Raw genomic sequence first — 19,538 nt, 5'->3', positions numbered from 1 at the left:
GACGCCCCGATTCCCGGGGTGTGTGCGCCCCGGGTTGCCAGTCGCCTCACGGTGACACCCCGGGCCGTTCACTCTTCGAGAATGTGCAATCCCAGAAGGACATGACGTCCCCGCTGCCTGTGTGGGACACACCTGTGCCGCGACGGCCCGGAAGGAGACAGACCGATGACCATGACTTTGGCAGACCTGCTTGCTCCCACCTACGATGCCCCGGACTGGGACGTCGCCGCATGCCGCGGTGACGCACACCCCGATCGGTGGTTTCCGGACCCGAGCGAGGACTTCGACTACGCCGCCCGCGTCTGCGCGCGCTGCCCGATCCTCGATGCCTGCCGCACCTATGCTGCCGAGGACAAGCAGTCCGGTGTGTGGGGTGGCCACGAGTACCGCCGGGGCAAGGTCATTCGCTGACGCCGGGGTTCGAGTGCGCGATGGGCACGCGGAAAAGCTGGGACCGGACGTCTGTTCGCGACAGAGTCAGAACGGGTTTGCGGTGCGGCCCACCAGATCGGCAACCGAGTCGATGATCCGCGTCGGACGATAGGGATACATCTCCACCGAGGTGTGAGTGCTGATTCCGGTGAGCACGAGCAACGTCTGAAGTCCGGCTTCGAGGCCACAGACGATGTCGGTGTCCATCCGATCGCCGATCATGAGCGTGTGTTCCGAGTGCGCGCCGATCGCTCGCAGAGCCGAACGCATCATCAAGGCATTGGGTTTACCGACGAAGTACGGGGCGCGGCCGGTGGCACGGGTTATCAGCGCGGCGACCGAACCGGTCGCGGGCAGCGACCCCTCGGGCGACGGGCCCGTCGGGTCGGGGTTGGTCGCGATGAACCGAGCACCGCGCTCGACGAGCCGGATCGCGGTGGTGATCGCCTCGAACGAGTACGTTCGGGTCTCGCCGAGTACCACGTAGTCGGGGTCGCTCTCGGTCAGCACATAGCCGATGTCGTGCAACGCAGTCGTCAGGCCCGATTCGCCCACCACATAAGCGCTTCCGCTTGGACGCTGATTCGCGAGGAATGTCGCGGTGGCGAGGGCCGAGGTCCAGATGGATTCCTCGGGTACGTCGAGACCCGTCCGCAGAAGACGGGCCCTCAGATCGCGCGGTGTGCGGATCGAATTGTTGGTGAGGACCATGAACGGGATCTCGTTCACGCGGAGTTCTTCGAGGAAGGCATCGGCGCCAGGGATCAGAACGTCCTCGTGCACGAGGACGCCGTCCATGTCCATGAGGTAGTTCCAGACAGGCGCGGTAGGGGGAGCATCGTCTTCCGAACTCACCCACCCAGTCTCTCACCGGAACGTCAGGCGAGCAGTCTGTACAGGCCGATGAGTCCGACCACGACGATCACCGCACGCAGCGCGACGGGCGACAGACGCCGGCCGTAATGGGACCCGAGCCACCCGCCGATCAAGGAGCCCACCGCGATGAGCGCTGCGACGGTCCAGTTGATCCGGTCGAACGCGACGAGAATGTACGCCGTCGCGGCGACTACGTTGACGATCAGGGACAACAGGTTCTTCGCCGCGTTCTGCCGCTGGATGTGGTCTTGCAGCAACGCGCCGAACAGTCCCATGAGCAGGATGCCCTGAGCCGCGGTGAAGTAGCCGCCGTAGATACCGACGGCGAAGGTACCGATGATCAGCAGAGTCATCCGCACGGGGCCGAGCTTGTCGTCGTCGTGGTCCCCGGTGCGTTGCAGGACCCACTTCTGGATCTTCGGCTGAAAAACCACGAGAAGCAGCGCCAGGACCAGCAGCACCGGCACGACCGTCTCGAACACGCTCTCGGGCAGGTGCAACAGCAGCCACGCACCGAGAATGGCTCCCGCGAAGGACGCGGGGATCTGCCAGCGCAGTCGCGGCCACTGACCCCTCAGTTCCTTCCGGTACCCCCATGTGCCCGATACGCCGCCCGCAACCAGCCCGATCGCGTTGGACATCGTCGCAGTGACAGGCGGGACCCCGAACGCGATCAGGGTGGGGAATGTGATGAGGGTGCCGGAGCCGACGAGCGAATTGATCGCACCGGCCCCGAGCCCGGCAAGGGCGATGAGGAACAGTTCGAGCGGGGTCACCGGGGGAAGTCTACGGATCGCTTTCACACGCCGAAGGGGAGGTTGTGTGCGGTGCTCGCCCAGAAACCGCACACAACCTCCCTTTCGGTCGCTATACGGATTCCCCCGCTCGACGAAGCGCGCTTCGGACCCGCTCGACGAGTACACCTGGGCGCCGATACAGCAGATCAGCGCCGACGCGGATGACCGTCCAGCCCAGTTCGGACAACCCGGCGTAGCGATCGATGTCGCGGGTGCGCTGGTCTGCGTCGGTCCAGTGGTGCGTACCGTCGTATTCGACCAGCACGCGCCATTGCTTCCAGCCCATGTCGGCGCGTGCTACGAAATCGGTGCCGTCGAGTACCTCGATCTGAGTTTCCGGTCTCGGCAGCCCGGCCCGGCCCAGAAGGAGGCGCGTGTGCGTCTCCGGTGGTGATGCCGCCCCGCCGTCCACCAATTCGAGTACGCGAGAGACCGTCGAGATTCCTCTGCTCCCGCGGTTCCGTTCGGCGACGGTCTCGATCTCGGGGACCAACAGGTGAGTGGCGTTGCACAGTGCATCGAGGACCTCCACTCTCCGCTGGAGACCGTCGTCCCGTCGTGCGAGGTCGAATGCAGTCTGCGCGGGGGTCGTGACGATCATGCCGTCGACCGTGCAGGTCTCGATGCACGACGCCTTGCGCACGACGATTCCGGGCACGGAGCGGACATGCCCGGTTCTCACCAGTTCTGCCGGTGCAGTCGCGTCCAGCCATCGGGTACCGTGCACTGCTGCCGCAGACATCCCGACGAGGACTCCGCGCGAACCGGCCCACAGTCGAGCAGCTTTCGCGCGGAGTAGGGGAGTGGGCTGCACTCCCCTGGCGATGTAGACGTCGCGGTGTAGACGGACGAAATGGTGCCGTAACCGGTGTCTCGTCACGAGTCCGGCGGCGACGGCCGCCGTGCCGGAGAAAGGCTCACCTTCGTCGATCATGTCCGACAGCGTGCACGGTTTCGGAGTACGACGAAATCCCCTGTGCACGAACCTGTGTACAGCCGTGAGTTATCCACAGATGGGCACCGCAGCATCGAGTCGAGGGGGAGGTTGTGCGCGCAGAATCGGAGATATTCGTACACAACCTCCCCTTCGGCAACAGGGGATGCGGGCATACTCGAGGCAACTGCAGACGACAACAGGAGACGTTCGGTGGCACAGGCACTCAAGTTGGGATACAAGGCATCGGCCGAGCAGTTCGGTCCGCGTGAACTGGTCGAGCTCGGGGTGCTCGCCGAGGCGCACGGGATGGATTCGGCGACGGTGTCGGATCATTTCCAGCCGTGGCGGCATACCGGTGGGCATGCGCCGTTCTCGTTGGCGTGGATGACGGCGGTGGGGGAGCGTACCGAGCGGTTGCAGCTGGGGACGTCGGTGCTCACGCCGACGTTCCGGTACAACCCGGCGGTGATTGCGCAGGCGTTCGCGACGATGGGGTGTCTGTATCCGGGGCGGGTGTTCCTGGGTGTGGGGACGGGGGAGGCGCTCAATGAGATCGCGACGGGGTACAGCGATGCGTGGCCGGAGTTCAAGGAGCGGTTTGCGCGGTTGCGGGAGTCGGTGCGGTTGATGCGGGCGTTGTGGACCGGTGAGCGGGTGGATTTCGAGGGGGAGTTCTACCGGACGGTGGGGGCGTCGATCTATGACGTGCCTGAGGGTGGTGTGCCGGTGTATGTGGCGGCGGGTGGTCCGGTGGTGGCGCGGTATGCGGGTCGGGCGGGTGATGGGTTCATCTGTACTTCGGGTAAGGGGATGGAGCTGTATACCGACAAGTTGTTGCCTGCGGTGGCCGAGGGTGCGGGCAAGGCGGAGCGGGAGGTGTCGGGGATCGACAAGATGATCGAGATCAAGATTTCGTATGACACGGATCCGGAGGCGGCGCTCGAGAATACGCGGTTCTGGGCGCCGTTGTCGTTGACGGCGGAGCAGAAGCATTCGATCGAGGATCCAATCGAGATGGAGGCGGCGGCGGATGCGTTGCCGATCGAGCAGGTGGCGAAGCGGTGGATTGTGGCGTCGGATCCGGATGAGGCGGTGGAGCAGGTGCGGGCGTATGTGGATGCGGGGTTGAATCATTTGGTGTTTCATGCGCCGGGGCATGATCAGCGGCGTTTTCTGGAGTTGTTCGAGCGGGATCTGGCTCCGCGGCTGCGCGCCCTGGCCTGAGGACGATCGAGCGGCCCGCACTCCGCGCATCAGTGCGACCCGCACTCCGCATCAGCGCTGCCCGCATTAGGGTGAGATCCATGAGCGCCAACGCAGGGTCAGTGTCGAGCATCTACATCGCGGCCCCCGAGGGAGACACCGGGAAATCGGCCGTTGCACTCGGTGTACTGCAGATGTTGTGCGCCTCCACCGCACGGGTCGGGGTGTTCCGGCCCATCGCCCGCTCCGACAGCGACACGGACTACATCCTCGAACTCCTCCTCGAATACACGACCGTCGACCTCGACTACGACGACTGCATCGGCGTCACCTACGACGATGTTCACGCCGATCCGGAATCGGCGCTCAGCGACATCGTCACCAAGTACCATTCCGTCGCCGATCGGTGCGACGCCGTTGTCATCGTCGGCAGCGATTTCACCGAGATCACCAACCCCAGCGAGCTGTCGTACAACGCGCGGATTGCCGCGAACCTCGACGCACCCGTGCTACTCGTCCTGCGCGGCTCGGACCGTACCCCCGATGAGATCGCCCAGGTGGCCGCGGTGTGTGCGAACGAACTGTCGGCGCACCACGCGCATCTCGGCGGAACCGTCGTCAACCGCTGCGACCCGGACCGCCTCGACGACGTCACTGCGGCGCTCGCGGGCCGGACCGAAACCGTGTGGGCGCTGCCCGAGAACCCGATTCTGATGGCTCCCACAATGGGTGAGCTGCAAACGGCCATCGGCGGCGAGCTCTACAGCGGTGACCCCGACCTGCTGCAACGCGAGGTGCTGCGCATCATGGTCGGAGGTATGACCGCCGAGCACATCCTCGAACGCCTCACCGAAGGCGTCGTGGTCATCGTGCCCGCCGACCGCACCGACGTCATCCTCGCGCTCGTCAATGCCAATGCGGCAGAGGGATTCCCGACGCTCGCCGGAATCATCATGAACGGCGGGTTGCTGCCTCATCCGGCCATTGCGCAACTCGTCGCAGGTCTCAAGCCGAGCCTGCCGATCCTCACCACCGCGTTGGGCACCTTCGACACGGCCTCGGCGGCCGACCGCACACGCGGACGGATGGCGTTGTCGGCGCAGCGCAAGATCGAGACCGCGCTCGCGATGATGGAGCAGCATGTGGACGCGTCCGAGCTGCTCGAACGGCTGCGCTTGCCGCGCCCTTCGGTGACGACCCCGCAGATGTTCGAATATCAGCTCGTCGACCGGGCCCGCGAGCAGCGACGCCACATCGTGCTGCCCGAAGGGGGCGACGACCGGGTGCTGCGCGCCGCCGGACGGGTCTTGCAGCGGCGCATCGCCGACCTGACCATTCTCGGCGACGAAGCCGCGGTGCGTCAGCGTGCCTCCGAACTCGGCATCGACATCTCGGCGGCGAACATCGACGATCCGCGCAGGTCCGAACACATCGACACGTTTGCCGAAGAGTACACGCGGCTGCGGGCACACAAGGGCATGACCGTGGAACGCGCACGCGAAATCATGTGTGACATCTCCTATTTCGCCACCATGATGGTGCACCTCGGGCTCGCGGACGGCATGGTCTCCGGTGCCGCACATACCACCGCGCACACGATCCGGCCGTCGTTCGAGATCGTCAAGACCGAACCGGGCGTGTCGACGGTGTCGAGCATTTTCCTGATGTGCCTGTCGGATCGCGTACTGGCCTACGGCGACTGCGCCGTGGTGCCCGACCCGACCGCCGACCAGCTCGCCGATATCGCAATCTCGTCGGCGGCCACCGCAGCACGATTCGGAATCGAACCGCGCATCGCGATGCTCTCGTACTCGACGGGCGAGTCCGGCTCGGGTGCCGACGTCGACAAGGTGCGTACCGCAACGGCTCTCGTGCGGGAGCGGCGACCTGACCTGCCGGTGGAAGGGCCGATTCAGTACGACGCCGCGATCGAACCCTCGGTGGCCAGTACGAAACTTCCCGACTCCGCTGTGGCGGGCAAAGCAACGGTGTTCATCTTCCCCGACCTCAACACCGGCAACAACACCTACAAGGCGGTGCAGCGCAGCGCCGGGGCGGTTGCCGTCGGCCCGGTGCTCCAAGGATTGAACAAGCCCGTCAACGACCTGTCGCGCGGCGCGCTCATCCAGGACATCGTCAACACAGTGGCGATCACCGCGATCCAAGCCCAGGGAGATGCCCAGTGAGTACTCCGAACCCGCTGACGGCGGGCACCGTCCTCGTCCTCAACTCCGGCTCGTCGTCGATCAAGTTCCAGCTGATCGACCCGCAGACCGCGGAGGCGCCTGCACACGGGCTCATCGAACGGATCGGTGAACCCGACGGGCGCATCATCTTCCACCACACCACGGGAACCGAGGAACACCTCGGTGAGATTCCCGATCATCGGTTCGCACTGCGCAAGGTCCTCGAGATGCTCGAAGGGCTCGGCCGCCCGCTCGAAGAGGTCGGGATCCTCGCTGTCGGACACCGACTCGTCCACGGCGGCGACCGGTTCTACGAGCCGACCCTCATCGACGACGCGGTGGTACAGGCCGTCTCCGACCTGTCGGTGCTCGCGCCCCTGCACAACCCGGCGAACGTCGTCGGTATGGAGGTGGCCCGCGAAGAGCTGCCCGACGTCCCGCACGTGGGAGTCTTCGACACGGCCTTCTTCCATTCATTGCCTGCGGCTGCGGCGACCTACGCAATCGACCGGGACATCGCACGGAACAATGGGATTCGACGCTACGGATTCCACGGCACCTCACACGAATACGTCTCGAACCGTGCCGCCGCGTTCCTCGGCCGCGACTACGGCGAGTTGAACCAGGTGGTACTGCACCTCGGCAACGGTGCGTCCGCGTCGGCGATCGCCGGTGGCCGCCCGCTCGACACGTCGATGGGTCTGACGCCCCTCGAAGGACTCGTGATGGGCACCCGCAGTGGCGACATCGACCCCGGCGTACTGATGCACCTCAACCGGGCTGCGGGTATGAACGTCGACGAGATCGACCGCATCCTCAACCGCAGCTCCGGGTTGAAGGGACTCTCGGGTGTCAACGACTTCCGGGCGCTTCTCGGGTTGATCGCCGACGGTGACGCCGACGCGAAACTCGCCTACGACGTGTATGTGCATCGGTTGAAGAAATACATCGGCGCTTACCTCGCGATCCTCGGCGGCATCGACACCATCGTGTTCACCGGTGGGGTGGGCGAGAACAACATCGATATCCGTCGCGACAGTCTCGCCGGACTGGACAGGCTCGGCATCGTCCTGGACCAGGAGCGCAACGAAGCATCCGGCGGCGGTGAGCGCAGGATTTCGGCGGACGACTCTCGCGTCGAGGTACTCGTGATTCCCACCAACGAGGAACTCGCGATCGCGCGTGCCGCAGTGGCATTCGTGTAACTCGGTGGACTGCGAACGGTATCGGACCGACCCTGTGCACAGGCGTTGTTACAGCAGGCTTCTGGGACGGATGGCGTTGGCGAGGTCGACGAGGGTATAGCGATGCATGCGTGCCGGGGCCTGCCTCGCGAGCTGACGCAATGCGGCCTCGGTGCCCCGTCGCAGCCCTCGCTCTGTGAACGGCACATCCAGGAACCTGCTGTGCTCGTGCCGGGATCGGTTCCCTGCACGCACCCAGTCGAGCGCGGTACTGAGGACGAGCGCCTCCATCTGAAGAGCACGGCCCTCGTCCGGTGGTAGCGCGGACACCCGACGCGCGGCCTCTCGGAGATCGGATTCGGTGATCGAATCGATATCGCCCTCGCGCAACAGGATCAGCGTGCTCGTCATCGTCGCGGCGCTGTGATGGCGCGACGTGGCGGGCACCTGATCGAGGATCTCCACAGCCGCGGAGAGATTCGCGCGTGCAGTGAGCTGACGTGCCAGACCGAACGCGGCACTGACGATGTTGTGGTCGGTACGCCACACCGTGCGATAGGACTCCTCGCAGAACTGACGCCACGCGGACGGGTCGTCGCTCTCCCAATGCTGCAGGATCAACTCGGCGGTTGCGGCGAGCGCGAGCTTAGGTGCCAACTCTCCCGGCAACGCTTCGAGCACCATCTCGAATCGTCCGAACGCAACCTCGTACTCCTCCATGAGCACCGAAGCGAGTCCCGTATACCAGTCGATGCGCCAATCAGAGCCGATGTCGCTCTCCAGACGCTGGAGGAGCTCCACAGCATGCGGGGCCTCTCCGAGATCGAGATAGGCGCGGGTCTCGGCGAGGGTCAGCTCGCGGGAGAACGCCACATCCGCACTGCCGACGACGCGTTCGATGCCGCTCTCGCGAGCATGTCGCAGCGAGTCCAGGGTCTGCTGCGGTTCACTGTGCACTGCAGCAGCGAGCAACGCCGCGCTCGGGTCGTTCGGATCCAGCAACGGAACAGGCAGCGCTGCAGCGATATTACGTGCTTCGATAGCGGAATCACGGTCCATTCCGTCGACATACACATCGGTTTCCGCGACCGCCTCGTCGGTCCCGAACGTGGTGCGTGGAGGGCTGAACATACGCGACAGACCGGGATGTTCGGTGCCGCTCTTCTGCGACAGGATCTCGCGCAATACCCCCGTCAACTGGCCGGCCAGGTCATCGGCCGACACGAATCGCCGGTTCGGATCAGGGTTGGTGGCGCGCAGCAACAACCGGTGAAACGAATCGTGCTCGGCAAGAATCGGTTCGTCGGAGGGCGTCGGCAAACCGTCGAGGTATCGCCCCTTGTCGGAGGGCATGTCGAGAGTGAGTACCGCCAGAGTTCGTCCGACCGTGTAGATATCGCTCGCGACCGTAGGTCCTGTCCGTGCGATCTCGGGTGCCTGGTAGCCGGGGGTGCCGTACAGGTACCCGTAGTCCTCGATACCGGCAACCGCACCGAGATCGATGAGTTTGAGCTGCTCGTCGGTGACCATGATGTTCTCGGGCTTGAGATCGTTGTAGACGAGCCCGATCTCGTGCAGATACCCGAGCGCGGGAAGGGTCTCCAGAAGATACCCGATGGCCTGCTCGACGGGCATCCGCTGGTCGGGGCACGTCCGCAGCACCTCGCGGAGCGAATGTCCACCCACATATTCCATGACGATGTACCCCATCGGGGTGCCGTCGGACCGAGGGTGCTCCACGAAGTTGTAGATCCGTACGATGCTCGGATGGCTCACTTCGGCGAGGAACTGCTTCTCGGCGACCGCCACCGCCTGAGCTTCCGCGTCGCCGGTGTGCAGAAGTCCTTTGAGAACGACCCACCGGTCACTGACGTTTCGATCGATCGCAAGGAAGATCCACCCGAGGCCGCCGTGGGCGATACAACCCTGTACCTCGTACTGTCCGGCGACGAGCTCTCCGGGCTGCAGGGCAGGTGTGAACTCGAACCGCGAGCCGCACTTCGGGCAGTTTCCAGACGCCGGCCCGGGACCCTTCGGGCCGCTGCGTCCCACCGGGTTGGCGCACTTCCAGCAGAACCGTTTCCCCTCGGCCACATGAGGATCGCGTAGAACTGCGGACGCAGGATCGATCGGTGAGGGTACCGGCACATCGACCAGATCGGCGACCCGACGGTGCAGATGTCCGCGCGTGCGGGAGCGACGAGTCGAGGACCGCCCTGACGGGGTGCTGCTGTGCGGAGCCGAGTCGGGAAGCGCTGAACGCTGTGTAGCGGGAGCCGAACGCTCGGTTGCGGGGGCTGAACGCTCGGTTGCAGGACCGGAGTCGGGTGTCTCGGGTCTATCGGCTGATTCGTCGCGTGTCATGACATCCTCAATCGACGTACGTCGGGGCCGGTGGGACAGGCGCCTGGCCGAGAACCGAGAGATACCGGTTGTACAACTCGGTCCACGTGCCGTCGGCGCGGATCCGCGCGAGGGTGCCATTGACCGCTCTCACCAGATCGTCGCTGCCCTGGGTGATCCCGATGCCGTACGGCTCGGACCCCAGTGACGGTCCGACCAGTTCGAGATACGGGTCCTGGGAGGCGAGCCCGGCAAGGATCGTGTCGTCGGTGGACACGGCGTCGACCTGTCGCTGTTGCAGGACGACGAGACAATCGGCCCACGAGGGCACGGTCAGTATCGACGCTGCCGGTTGCAGTTGTTGCATGCGCGTGAGTGACGTCGTTCCCGCAGCGATGCACACCCGCCGGCCCGCGAGATCCGCGGCGCTTCGGACATCGGAATCCTTGACGACGAGCACTCGCTGCTGCGCGAGGAAATAGACCGTGGAGAAATCCACCTGCTCGCGTCGTGCGCAGGTGATGCTCATGGTCTTCGCGACGATGTCGACGGTCGAATCCTGCAGGGCCTGCTCGCGTTCCGAAGAGTTCAGAATTCGGAAATCCACTGCCTCCGGATCGCCGAGAATGTCGCGGGCGATCTCCCGGGCGATCTCGACGTCGAATCCGGTGATGCGGCCGGTCGCGGGGTCGCGATAGCTCATGAGATTGCTGCCCGTGTCGAGTCCGACGATCAGCCTGCCGCGGGCACGGATGGCGTCGAGGGCAGGCCCGGTCTCGTTGCCGGTGGGACGCAGACTCGCAGTGGGATCGCCGCACTCCGGCGCCGTGGGCACCGCAGACGGGGAGGGCGCGAAGGCGGCGTCCTCGGGCATCGGAAGCGAGACGGTGGAGGTCTCGGTGGTCGCCTCGCGAGGCGGGACCTCCGTGGAGCACCCTGCCGCAACCGCCGCGACCGCACACAGGGCCGTGATCCACACTCCAGCAGAGCGCCGCGCTGTCACTGGTACTCCCGAAGTCGTGGCCACAGTCCGATGATGACAGCGATCAGCGACAGCACCATCAGGGCGATCGCCACGGGCGCGAGACCCGACAACGTGCGCGACGCACGGAACTCGTTGTCGCGGAGCTCGTGGCGGGTGTCCTCGATGCCTTCGCTCAGCGCCGCATCGAGACGGGCGAATTGCGCGGTTGCCTCATCGGGTCCGGGGCCGGTGGCGAGCACCGCAGCAGCGGTGAAATCGCCGCGTTCGAGCGCTGCCACGGTTCGTGCGTGCGACTTGATCCACGCCTGCCTGGCTGCTTCCGCCCGGGACGCGGCGTCGGTGCCGATCTCCACGATGCCACCCTCGGTGTAACCGTCGAGCCGATCCCCAAGGCGGGTGATCGTCTCGTCGTAGACCCCGATATATGCTCCGCTCGCGTCCCGCCGCGCGAGGAGAAGGGTCTCGGCCGTGCGGGACTGCTGCGCGAGGATGCGGCTCGCCGTGAGATCCGCCAGCGGCTCCGCGCCCTGCTCGATGGCGCGTTCGGTTGCGCTCGAGGACACCAGGCCGGCGATGAGGAGCCAGCACAGCAACGTACCGGTTGCACCGATCGCGAAGATCAGACCCGGGTTGAGAGTGCGGCGGGTCTTTCGGCTCACGAGGACATGTGCTGCACACAACGCCGCCACGGTGACCAGAAGCAGCCCGATCGCAGTCCATGGAGGGGCCACCGCGGCGCGCTGGGTCGAGTTCACCGCGATCACGCCTTGCGTATGCAACTCCTCGGCCACCGGCAGCATCGACGTCTGCATCATGTTCGACGCCTCGGCCAGGTACGCGGCGCCGACCGGGTTGCCGGTGCGATTGTTGGCGCGGGCGGTTTCGATCAGCCCCGTGTACATAGGGAGCATGCGCGCGATCGCGGCAACGTTCACTGCGCCGAGTTCGTCCTGCTCTGCGAGCCCGGCCGCGGCGACCACGAGCTGCCCGGACGCCTCCGCAACAGCCTCGACATAGCGGTCGCGCACCGGGGCAGGCTCGATCCCACCCGAGATGAATCCGGTGACGGCGGCCGCATCGGCGATGGACAGCGCGCTGTACAGGTTCTGGGCGGCGTTCGCGAGCGGCTCGGTTGTTGCCAGAAGGCGGTCATGGGTGGCCTTCCGGCTACTGGCGACCTGCGCGGATGCCACCCCGGAGATCACCAGCAGAACTGCGAGTACCAACCCGAGCGAAATCAGTTTGGCCGGTGTCGACCGGAACCACTCACGTGCTCCGTCGCTGCGGTCACGCGGCCCGTCATGATCCTCGGCCGAGCCTCCCGAGCCGCCGACGGAATCGATGGGAGGGGGCATGCGCACGTTCACGGCACAATCCCTTCCTCGAGCAACCCGATTGTGGCGAGCATATAAGTTCGATAGGACGTATTGGCAGGCGTCCACATCGTCGGAGGTCGACCGGAGTTCGAAAGTGCCGGTACCCGGCCCCCGAATGGGGATGTCGTGCCCTCGTGACGGCCGAGGGCGAGGAGGGTGGATTCGATGCGCGGTGATGGGGACGGCTGGGCGGTAGGGCCGGACGGAGGACGCCGATGGGGCGTGCACGGTGCTGCGGGTTTGCTGCTCCGCGCACCGCGAAGTGACGGGAACCCTGCGGTGTTGCTCCAGCTCCGCGCGGTGTGGAGCCACCAGGGCGGTACCTGGGCGTTACCGGGTGGCGCCCGCGACAGTCACGAATCCACAGTCGACGCCGCAGTTCGCGAGGCTCACGAGGAAGCGGGAATCGACAGTACGTCGGTCGCGGTACGAGCCGAACGGGTCACCTCGGGAAAGCTCGGCTCGTGGTCCTACACGACGGTGGTGGCCGATGCGCCCGCACCGCTCGACACCACCATGAACGGGGAGAGCACCGAATTGCGGTGGGTGGGCGAGGACGAGGTCGAATCGATGCCTTTGCATGCGGGCTTCGCCGAAGCGTGGTCTGCTCTGCGCACCCGTCCGGTGCGGATGCTGCTCGACACCGCGAACGTTCTCGGAGCCACTGGGCCGTCCGGATGGTGGCGAGACCGTCCCGGCGCGACAGGCGCCCTGCTCGCCGACATCGCGGCGGCGCTCCCACGCACCGTCGAACTTCCGGACGGAACGTTCGGGTGGGTGTCACGGGTCGAGGCGGTCCTCGAAGGTCGTGCGCGTAGCGCGATCGTCGTCGACGACCGTACCCGCGTGCATACCGCGGACGGCAGTGGCGACGACGAACTCGCGCGGCTTGCCGCGGCAGACACACCCGATACTTCCGCTGTTCCCGCTACGGCGACCGCGCTCGATCCGGCCGTGACAGTAGTGGTGACCGCCGATCGAGGACTACGTGAGCGTCTGCCGCACGGCACCATGGCACTGTCTCCGTCGGCAGTACTGGGCTGGTTGTAGGGCGTCAGACGGGCAGCGCAGCCTTCAGCGCTGCGGCGGCAGCGCGCGGGTCGTCGGCCTTCGTGATCGCGCGCACCACCGCGATGCGCTGGGCGCCCGCGTCGAGCACCTGGGGGAGACGTTCGAGATCCACACCGCCGATCGCGAACCACGGACGCTGCGGATGCGAAGCGTGTACCTCCCGGAGGACGTCGAGTCCGGCCGCCGTGCGCCCCGGCTTGGTCGGGGTGTCCCACACCGGCCCGGACGCGAAATAGTCCACTCCGTCCTCGCCGTCGGCGAGCACGGCCTGGGCGCGGCTGGCCGTGGACCGGCCGATGACGATGTCGTCGCCGAGGATCCTCCGTGCCTGCTTCACCGGTAGGTCGCCCTGCCCGAGGTGCAGGATGTCGGCGCCGGCGGCGAGCGCGATGTCGGCGCGGTCGTTGACCGCGAACAGCGCACCGTGGCGTGCACACGCATCGGCGATCACCTCGAGTGCGGCGAGTTCCTCACCGGCCTCCAGGCGGCCGAACTTCTTCTCACCGGCGGAGTCCTTGTCACGCAACTGCACGATATCGACGCCGCCGACCAGGGCTTCCTCGATGAACCGGGCGAGATCGCGGGTGTCGCGACGGGCATCGGTGCACAGGTACAACCGCGCGGTCGCGAGGCGCCCACGGGGGTCGGGATGGCTGCCGCGGTAGGTGGTCGGATAGGTCGTCACGGACAAGACGGTAGCCTCTACCTCGAAAGTGACAACACGGGAGTCCCGGGGATCGCGGGGCTGAGAGGGGGCCTGCCGGCCCCGACCGTTATGACCTGAACCGGATCATGCCGGCGCAGGGAGTGAGGTGGATGTCGTGTCGACAGTAGCGGTCATCGGCGGTGGCGTGATCGGTCTGGCCGTCGCGTGGCGTGCAGCCCGTGCGGGATGGACGGTCACCGTCCACGATCGTGCTCCGGGCACCGGCGCATCCTGGGTTGCGGGCGGAATGCTCGCACCGTTGTCGGAGGGGTGGCCCGGGGAAGAACGCGTCCTCGATCTAGGGGCGGCCTCGCTGCAGCGCTGGCCCGCACTCGCGCACGATCTCGAACGCGAGACCGGCATCGACGTCTTCACTGCGGGTGCATCGCTGACGGTCGCACTGGACGCCGCGGACGCCGCCGACCTGCGCACGATCGCAACCTGGGTCGCGGAGCAGGGCCACGAGATGCGCATCCTCACACGCGCCGAGATCCGTGATCTCGAACCGTCGCTGGGGCCACGGATCAGGCTCGGCCTGCTGGCCCCCACCGAACTGTCCGTCGACAACAGAAGGCTCGTCGAAGCGCTGCATCGCGCTGCCGTCGCAGCGGGTGTGCAGTTCGTTCAGGCTTCCGTCGGCGACCTCGACGAACTGTCCGAGGATCGCGTCGTGCTCGCTGCGGGATGCGCATCGGCGCGACTGTGGCCGGACCTTCCGGTCCGGCCGGTCAAAGGTGAGATCCTGCGGCTGCGCGTGCGACCCGGAGCGACCCCGCCGCCGCGGCACACCGTGCGCGGCAGTGTGCACGGACGCCCCGCGTATCTGGTGCCGCGCGCCGACGGGATCGTCGTGGGAGCGACCCAGTACGAAGCGGGCGACACCGAGGTCACGGTCGCGGGAGTGCGAGACCTGATCGCCGACGCCGAAATGCTGTTTCCCGCGATCGGTGAGTACGAACTGCACGAGGCGAGCGCGGGGCTGCGCCCGATGACCCCCGACAATCTGCCGCTGATCGGCAGATTGTCGGATCGGGTGATTGCTGCCACCGGGCACGGCCGCAACGGAATCCTGCTCACCGCGGTCACGGTCGACGCGGTGCTCGCCGAACTCGCCGACAACCCGCTCGCCGAGGTGGCACATGCAGATCCCCAACGATTCGCGAAGGAGAGCGTGCGATGACGAATCAGATTTCGGTCGGTATCACCGTCAACGGTGAGGAGAAATACTTCGCAGACGAACCGGCCATGACGGACCTGCTGGCGGAGATGGGACTGCCCGAGAAGGGCATCGCGGTCGCCGTCGACGGGGTGTTGTTCCCCCGGGGGCGCTGGAGCGAGAAAATCGGCAAGGGCGCGCAGGTCGAGATCCTCACGGCGGTGCAGGGTGGCTGAACACGCACTCGCGCGGGTGGACCCGGGGCATGACCTGCCCCCGCTGACCATCGCCGGAAGATCGTTCTCGTCCCGGTTGATCACCGGCACGGGAGGCGCCGCGAACCTTGCCGTGCTCGAGGACGCGCTCGTTGCCTCGGGTACCGAACTGACCACCGTGGCGATGCGTCGGGTCGACGCGACGTCCGGAACGGGCGTGCTGGACCTGCTGGTTCGGCTCGGGATCGCGCCGCTGCCGAACACCGCGGGGTGCCGCGGAGCGAAGGAGGCGGTCCTCACCGCGCAACTGGGCAGGGAAGCGCTCGAAACCGATTGGGTCAAGCTCGAAGTCATCGCCGACGAACGAACCCTGCTGCCCGATGCGATCGAATTGGTCTCTGCTGCAGAGCAGCTCGTGGACGACGGGTTCAATGTCCTGCCGTACACCACCGATGATCCGGTGCTCGCGCGTCGTCTGGAGGATGTCGGGTGTGTCGCGGTCATGCCGCTCGGATCACCGATCGGGACGGGGCTGGGTATCGCCAATCCACACCACATCGAGATGATTGTCGAATCCGCTGGGGTACCCGTCATTCTCGACGCCGGTATCGGTACTGCCTCGGATGCTGCCCTCGCCATGGAACTGGGCTGCGACGCGGTGCTCCTCGCCACGGCGGTCACCCGAGCGAAGGACCCGGCGTTGATGGCATCAGCGATGCGGCACGCGGTCGAAGCGGGTTTCCGTGCTCGGCATGCCGGACGCATTCCCAAGCGATTCTGGGCCCAGGCATCGTCGCCCCTGGAACCCTGAGGCGCTGGTCGCGGGCGTGGTGCTGCGCTCCGGCCGGATTTCCGGCAGTCTGTGAACCATGATCGAAGTGACCGGACTGACCAAGACCTTCGGTTCAACCACTGCCGTCGACAACGTGACGTTCACCGTCCCACCGGGAATCGTCACCGGGTTCCTCGGCCCCAACGGGGCGGGCAAGTCGACGACGATGCGCATGATCCTAGGGTTGGACCGTCCGACATCGGGTACCGCGCTCATCGAGGGCAAGCGGTATCGGGACCTTACGCGTCCGCTGCAGACCGTCGGTGCGCTGCTCGACGCCAAATGGGTACATCCGAACCGATCGGCGCGCGCACACCTGCGGTGGCTTGCAGCCTCCAACGGATTGCCGGATTCCCGCGTCGATGAGGTACTGCGTCAGGTCGGGCTGACCGAGGTCGCAGGCAAACGCGCAGGCGGTTTCTCGCTCGGCATGTCGCAGCGCCTCGGTCTGGCAGGTGCGCTGCTGGGCGACCCGAAGGTGTTGTTGTTCGACGAACCTGTCAACGGTCTCGATCCAGAGGGCATCGTGTGGATCCGCCGGTTCATGCAAGCCCTGGCTGCGGAGGGCCGCACGGTGCTCGTGTCGAGTCACCTGCTGTCGGAGATGGCCCAGACCGCCGATCACCTCATTGTGATCGGACGAGGCAAGCTCATCGCCGACATGTCGGTCGAGGACTTCGTCGATCGGGCGTCGGAATCGCTCGTGGTGGTTCGCAGCCCCCAACTCGATGAGTTGCGCAGCGCACTCACCGAACGCGGGCACACGGTGATCGAGGAGGACGGTGCGTTGCACGTCTCGGGAGCCGGTGCGGCAGAGATCGGTGAGCTCGCCGCGGCACGCTCGATCGTCCTGCACGAACTGGCGGGCCGCCATGCATCCCTCGAGGATGCGTTCATGAAACTGACCGGAGGCGACGTGGAGTTCCACGGCACCGGTTTCGACGACGTGATGAAGGGCAGCCTGTAATGGCATCACCAGCATTGGACACCTTGCGTGCGGAACGCATCAAACTGACGTCGGTGCAGTCTCCGTTCTGGTGCCTGGCGGTGATCGTCGCCCTGGGTATCGGTTTCGCCGCAATGATGGGGGCTGTGGCCCGCAGTTCCATGTCGCTCGACGACGAGGCCGCCCGGTTCTATCTGACCCCCGATATCGCCGCGACCGGTGTCACGGGCTTCGGCATCATGGTGCTGATGATCCTCGCTGCGCTGTCGGTCACGAGCGAGTACCGTTTCGGCGTCATCCGGACGACCTTCATCGCCAATCCCAACCGTTCTCTCGTGCTGACCGTGAAATCGGTTCTCATCGGAGTGATCGGAGCTGTGGTCACCGGCGTGGTGGGCCTGATCTCCGTGTATGTCGCGAAAGCTCTCGCGGGTCCGGAGGCAGGTCGCGACCTAGTGCTCGAGGGCGACACGTGGCGCGCGATCTACGGCATTGCGCTCTACGCGTTCCTGGCGGTGTTCCTCGCGGTGGGTGTGGGGACATTGCTGCGGCAGTCGGCGGGCACGATCGCGCTCCTACTGTTGTGGCCGCTGCTCATCGAATCATTGTTCTCGTTGTTCGGCCGAGTGGGTCGTGAAATTCAGCCGTTCCTGCCGTTCATCAACATCAACCACTTCCTCGGTATGGAGCAGGGGGTCGAGTTCCATTGGGGACCGTGGGGTTCGCTGCTGTACTTCGCATTGTTCACGGCGGTCGTGTTCGGTGTGTCGCTTGCAGTGGTCGGTAAACGCGACGCCTGAGCTGTGCGGGACAGTACGCTCGGGCAATGATCGACACGGTGATCGGCCGCCGCACCGCCATGGTCGTGGTGGCGGCAGTGGTGCTCGCAGGCTGCGCGGACGATGGCGGTACGGACGCGGCATTCGTCGATCCGACCGCTCTCGCCGACAGCGTGCAGATCGATGCCCTGATGGGCCACCTCACCGAATTCGAGCGCATCGCAACGGAGCACGACGGTAACCGTGCGCTCGGTACGGCGGGCTACGACGCGAGTGTCGACTACGTAGCGGGCGCGTTGCGCGACGCCGGATACGACGTGCAGACACCCGAATTCGAGGCCACCACCTTCGAGGTCGAAGCCCAGAGGCTCGAGATCGACGGACAACCCCTCGACGTGCGGGCACTGGGTCTGTCGCCCACGACCGGACCCGAGGGGCTGACCGCACCCGTCGTGCGGGTGCCCACTGACGACACTCCGGGATGCGAGGCCACCGACTACAACGGTCTCGATGTTTCGGGAGCGATCGTGGTGGTCGACCGTGGCGTGTGCACCTTCTCGGTGAAGGAGACACTTGCCGCCGATGCGGGGGCTGCGGCGCTGCTCGTGGTGAACACAGAGGACGGACCCCTCGCCGGTGCGACGCTCGACGAGACCGTGCCGCGACGAATTCCCGTCGGCGGAATCGGTCCGGCAGACGGTGAGCGGGTTGCGGAATCACCGTCGGTGGACCTCGTTCTCGACACGAAGACCGAGACGCAGCGCTCCCGCAACGTCATTGCGCAGACCGCCACGGGCTCGACCGACGATGTGGTGGTCGTCGGTGCACATCTCGACAGCGTGCCCGAAGGACCGGGGATCAATGACAACGGCAGCGGTGTCGCGGCAGTCCTCGAGACCGCGCTGCAGCTCGGCAGCGAACCCGGCGTCACCAACGCGGTGCGGTTCGCGTTCTGGGGCGCCGAGGAGATCGGGCTCGTGGGGTCGAGCGAGTATGTCGCGTCGTTGTCTCCCGAGGAGCGCGATGCGATTGCCCTCTACCTGAATTTCGACATGCTCGGGTCCCCGAACCCCGGTTATCTCCTCTTGGACGGCGACGATTCCGATATGGACGGTGCCGGACCGGGACCCGAGGGATCGGCCGGCATCGAGCGCACCCTCTCCGGATTCTTCGCCGAGCGCGGGATCGATGCCGGCGGCACCGATTTCGACGGTCGCTCCGATTACGGCCCGTTCATTGCAGTGGGAATCCCCGCCGGTGGCACGTTCACCGGCGCCGACGAAGACAAGACCCCGGAAGAGGCCGACAAGTGGGGCGGCGCTGCGGACGAGGACTTCGCCCCGAACTACCACAGCGCGGAGGACACAGTGGACAACATCGACCGCGATGCCTTCGCGGTCTCCGCGGCGTCGGCCGCCTACAGCACCGCGGTCTACGCAGGCTCGCTCGACGGCCCGGACGGAGTCCCGAGCGGGGCAGCGCGCACCGAGGCGCGGGCTGCGTTCACTGAGTAG

General features: G+C 66.1%; 18 protein-coding genes and 1 riboswitch. Of the genes, 11 read left to right on the top strand and 7 right to left on the bottom strand.

Features of this window, described 5'->3' with window-relative positions:
* The first annotated feature begins 165 nt into the window (after positions 1 to 165).
* Positions 166 to 411, top strand: coding sequence for a WhiB family transcriptional regulator (locus MWU77_RS05825; protein ID WP_169686978.1), 246 nt, complete (start codon positions 166 to 168; stop codon positions 409 to 411).
* A gap of 66 nt (positions 412 to 477) precedes the next feature.
* On the opposite strand, the gene MWU77_RS05820 is transcribed toward MWU77_RS05825, so the two are convergent.
* The 3 genes from MWU77_RS05820 to MWU77_RS05810 all read right to left on the bottom strand — a co-directional run bounded on the left by MWU77_RS05820 (position 478) and on the right by MWU77_RS05810 (position 3,039).
* Entirely contained in the window at positions 478 to 1,236 is a 759-nt protein-coding gene (locus tag MWU77_RS05820; protein ID WP_247273432.1) for an HAD-IIA family hydrolase, read from the bottom strand.
* 74 nt (positions 1,237 to 1,310) lie between these two features.
* Positions 1,311 to 2,084: a sulfite exporter TauE/SafE family protein gene (locus tag MWU77_RS05815; protein ID WP_247273151.1), complete on the bottom strand. Its 774-nt coding sequence runs from the start codon at positions 2,082 to 2,084 to the stop codon at positions 1,311 to 1,313.
* 91 nt (positions 2,085 to 2,175) lie between these two features.
* Complete coding sequence (locus MWU77_RS05810) at positions 2,176 to 3,039, bottom strand: DUF559 domain-containing protein (protein ID WP_169686976.1); 864 nt, start codon at positions 3,037 to 3,039, stop codon at positions 2,176 to 2,178.
* A gap of 213 nt (positions 3,040 to 3,252) precedes the next feature.
* Between MWU77_RS05810 and fgd the strand changes: the two genes are divergently transcribed.
* From fgd to MWU77_RS05795, 3 genes are all read left to right on the top strand, one after another.
* Positions 3,253 to 4,266: a glucose-6-phosphate dehydrogenase (coenzyme-F420) gene (fgd, locus tag MWU77_RS05805; protein ID WP_247273150.1), complete on the top strand. Its 1,014-nt coding sequence runs from the start codon at positions 3,253 to 3,255 to the stop codon at positions 4,264 to 4,266.
* Positions 4,267 to 4,346: 80 nt separating this feature from the next.
* Positions 4,347 to 6,431, top strand: a complete 2,085-nt coding sequence (gene pta / locus MWU77_RS05800; RefSeq protein ID WP_247273149.1) for a phosphate acetyltransferase — start codon at positions 4,347 to 4,349, stop codon at positions 6,429 to 6,431.
* A 14-nt stretch (positions 6,432 to 6,445) separates the two neighbouring features.
* Complete coding sequence (locus MWU77_RS05795) at positions 6,446 to 7,636, top strand: acetate kinase (protein WP_247273431.1); 1,191 nt, start codon at positions 6,446 to 6,448, stop codon at positions 7,634 to 7,636.
* A gap of 48 nt (positions 7,637 to 7,684) precedes the next feature.
* On the opposite strand, the gene MWU77_RS05790 is transcribed toward MWU77_RS05795, so the two are convergent.
* From MWU77_RS05790 to MWU77_RS05780, 3 genes are read right to left on the bottom strand one after another with little or no spacing between them, the layout of a single operon-like run.
* A complete protein-coding gene (locus tag MWU77_RS05790; RefSeq protein ID WP_247273148.1) occupies positions 7,685 to 9,979 on the bottom strand; it encodes a serine/threonine-protein kinase in 2,295 nt (764 codons plus the stop codon).
* 7 nt (positions 9,980 to 9,986) lie between these two features.
* Positions 9,987 to 10,961, bottom strand: a complete 975-nt coding sequence (locus MWU77_RS05785; RefSeq protein WP_247273147.1) for a glutamate ABC transporter substrate-binding protein — start codon at positions 10,959 to 10,961, stop codon at positions 9,987 to 9,989.
* Entirely contained in the window at positions 10,958 to 12,310 is a 1,353-nt protein-coding gene (locus MWU77_RS05780; protein WP_247273146.1) for a hypothetical protein, read from the bottom strand. The genes MWU77_RS05785 and MWU77_RS05780 overlap by 4 nt, the downstream gene beginning before the upstream one ends.
* Before the next feature lie 174 nt (positions 12,311 to 12,484).
* Between MWU77_RS05780 and MWU77_RS05775 the strand changes: the two genes are divergently transcribed.
* Entirely contained in the window at positions 12,485 to 13,369 is an 885-nt protein-coding gene (locus MWU77_RS05775) for an NUDIX hydrolase (protein WP_169686970.1), read from the top strand.
* 4 nt (positions 13,370 to 13,373) lie between these two features.
* Here MWU77_RS05775 and thiE read toward each other — a convergent pair whose 3' ends face one another.
* Positions 13,374 to 14,075 carry a thiamine phosphate synthase gene (thiE, locus tag MWU77_RS05770; RefSeq protein WP_169686969.1) on the bottom strand — a complete coding sequence of 234 codons (702 nt, stop codon included), beginning with the start codon at positions 14,073 to 14,075 and terminating at the stop codon, positions 13,374 to 13,376.
* Positions 14,076 to 14,101: 26 nt separating this feature from the next.
* A riboswitch (TPP riboswitch) is annotated at positions 14,102 to 14,216 on the top strand.
* On the opposite strand from thiE, the gene thiO reads away from it, so the two are divergent.
* The 6 genes from thiO to MWU77_RS05740 all read left to right on the top strand — a co-directional run bounded on the left by thiO (position 14,212) and on the right by MWU77_RS05740 (position 19,538).
* A complete protein-coding gene (thiO, locus tag MWU77_RS05765) occupies positions 14,212 to 15,276 on the top strand; it encodes a glycine oxidase ThiO (protein ID WP_247273145.1) in 1,065 nt (354 codons plus the stop codon). (Overlaps the previous riboswitch by 5 nt.)
* Entirely contained in the window at positions 15,273 to 15,488 is a 216-nt protein-coding gene (thiS, locus tag MWU77_RS05760) for a sulfur carrier protein ThiS (protein ID WP_169686967.1), read from the top strand. Before thiO ends, thiS begins: the two co-directional genes overlap by 4 nt.
* Positions 15,481 to 16,278 carry a thiazole synthase gene (locus MWU77_RS05755; protein ID WP_308198767.1) on the top strand — a complete coding sequence of 266 codons (798 nt, stop codon included), beginning with the start codon at positions 15,481 to 15,483 and terminating at the stop codon, positions 16,276 to 16,278. Before thiS ends, MWU77_RS05755 begins: the two co-directional genes overlap by 8 nt.
* A 58-nt stretch (positions 16,279 to 16,336) precedes the next feature.
* On the top strand, positions 16,337 to 17,266 hold the full coding sequence (locus MWU77_RS05750; RefSeq protein WP_169686966.1) for an ABC transporter ATP-binding protein: 930 nt from the start codon (positions 16,337 to 16,339) through the stop codon (positions 17,264 to 17,266).
* A complete protein-coding gene (locus MWU77_RS05745; RefSeq protein WP_169686965.1) occupies positions 17,266 to 18,045 on the top strand; it encodes an ABC transporter permease in 780 nt (259 codons plus the stop codon). Before MWU77_RS05750 ends, MWU77_RS05745 begins: the two co-directional genes overlap by 1 nt.
* A gap of 26 nt (positions 18,046 to 18,071) precedes the next feature.
* Entirely contained in the window at positions 18,072 to 19,538 is a 1,467-nt protein-coding gene (locus tag MWU77_RS05740; protein WP_247273144.1) for a M28 family peptidase, read from the top strand.

This window comes from Rhodococcus sp. F64268, from assembly GCF_023015605.1.
GTDB lineage: Bacteria > Actinomycetota > Actinomycetes > Mycobacteriales > Mycobacteriaceae > Rhodococcus.
Note: the sequence above shows the minus strand (reverse complement) of the source record. Positions and strands in the feature narration are given on the sequence as shown.

What these genes read in the sequence shown, in the direction of transcription:
- MWU77_RS05820 (WP_247273432.1), bottom strand. Translation starts at nt 1,236, where the DNA reads ATGGACATGGACGGCGTCCTCGTGCACGAGGACGTTCTGATCCCTGGC.
- MWU77_RS05825 (WP_169686978.1), top strand. Translation starts at nt 166, where the DNA reads ATGACCATGACTTTGGCAGACCTGCTTGCTCCCACCTACGATGCCCCG.
- MWU77_RS05790 (WP_247273148.1), bottom strand. Translation starts at nt 9,979, where the DNA reads ATGACACGCGACGAATCAGCCGATAGACCCGAGACACCCGACTCCGGT.
- MWU77_RS05810 (WP_169686976.1), bottom strand. Translation starts at nt 3,039, where the DNA reads ATGATCGACGAAGGTGAGCCTTTCTCCGGCACGGCGGCCGTCGCCGCC.
- MWU77_RS05745 (WP_169686965.1), top strand. Translation starts at nt 17,266, where the DNA reads ATGGCATCACCAGCATTGGACACCTTGCGTGCGGAACGCATCAAACTG.
- MWU77_RS05740 (WP_247273144.1), top strand. Translation starts at nt 18,072, where the DNA reads ATGATCGACACGGTGATCGGCCGCCGCACCGCCATGGTCGTGGTGGCG.
- thiS (WP_169686967.1), top strand. Translation starts at nt 15,273, where the DNA reads ATGACGAATCAGATTTCGGTCGGTATCACCGTCAACGGTGAGGAGAAA.
- MWU77_RS05775 (WP_169686970.1), top strand. Translation starts at nt 12,485, where the DNA reads ATGCGCGGTGATGGGGACGGCTGGGCGGTAGGGCCGGACGGAGGACGC.
- MWU77_RS05750 (WP_169686966.1), top strand. Translation starts at nt 16,337, where the DNA reads ATGATCGAAGTGACCGGACTGACCAAGACCTTCGGTTCAACCACTGCC.
- pta (WP_247273149.1), top strand. Translation starts at nt 4,347, where the DNA reads ATGAGCGCCAACGCAGGGTCAGTGTCGAGCATCTACATCGCGGCCCCC.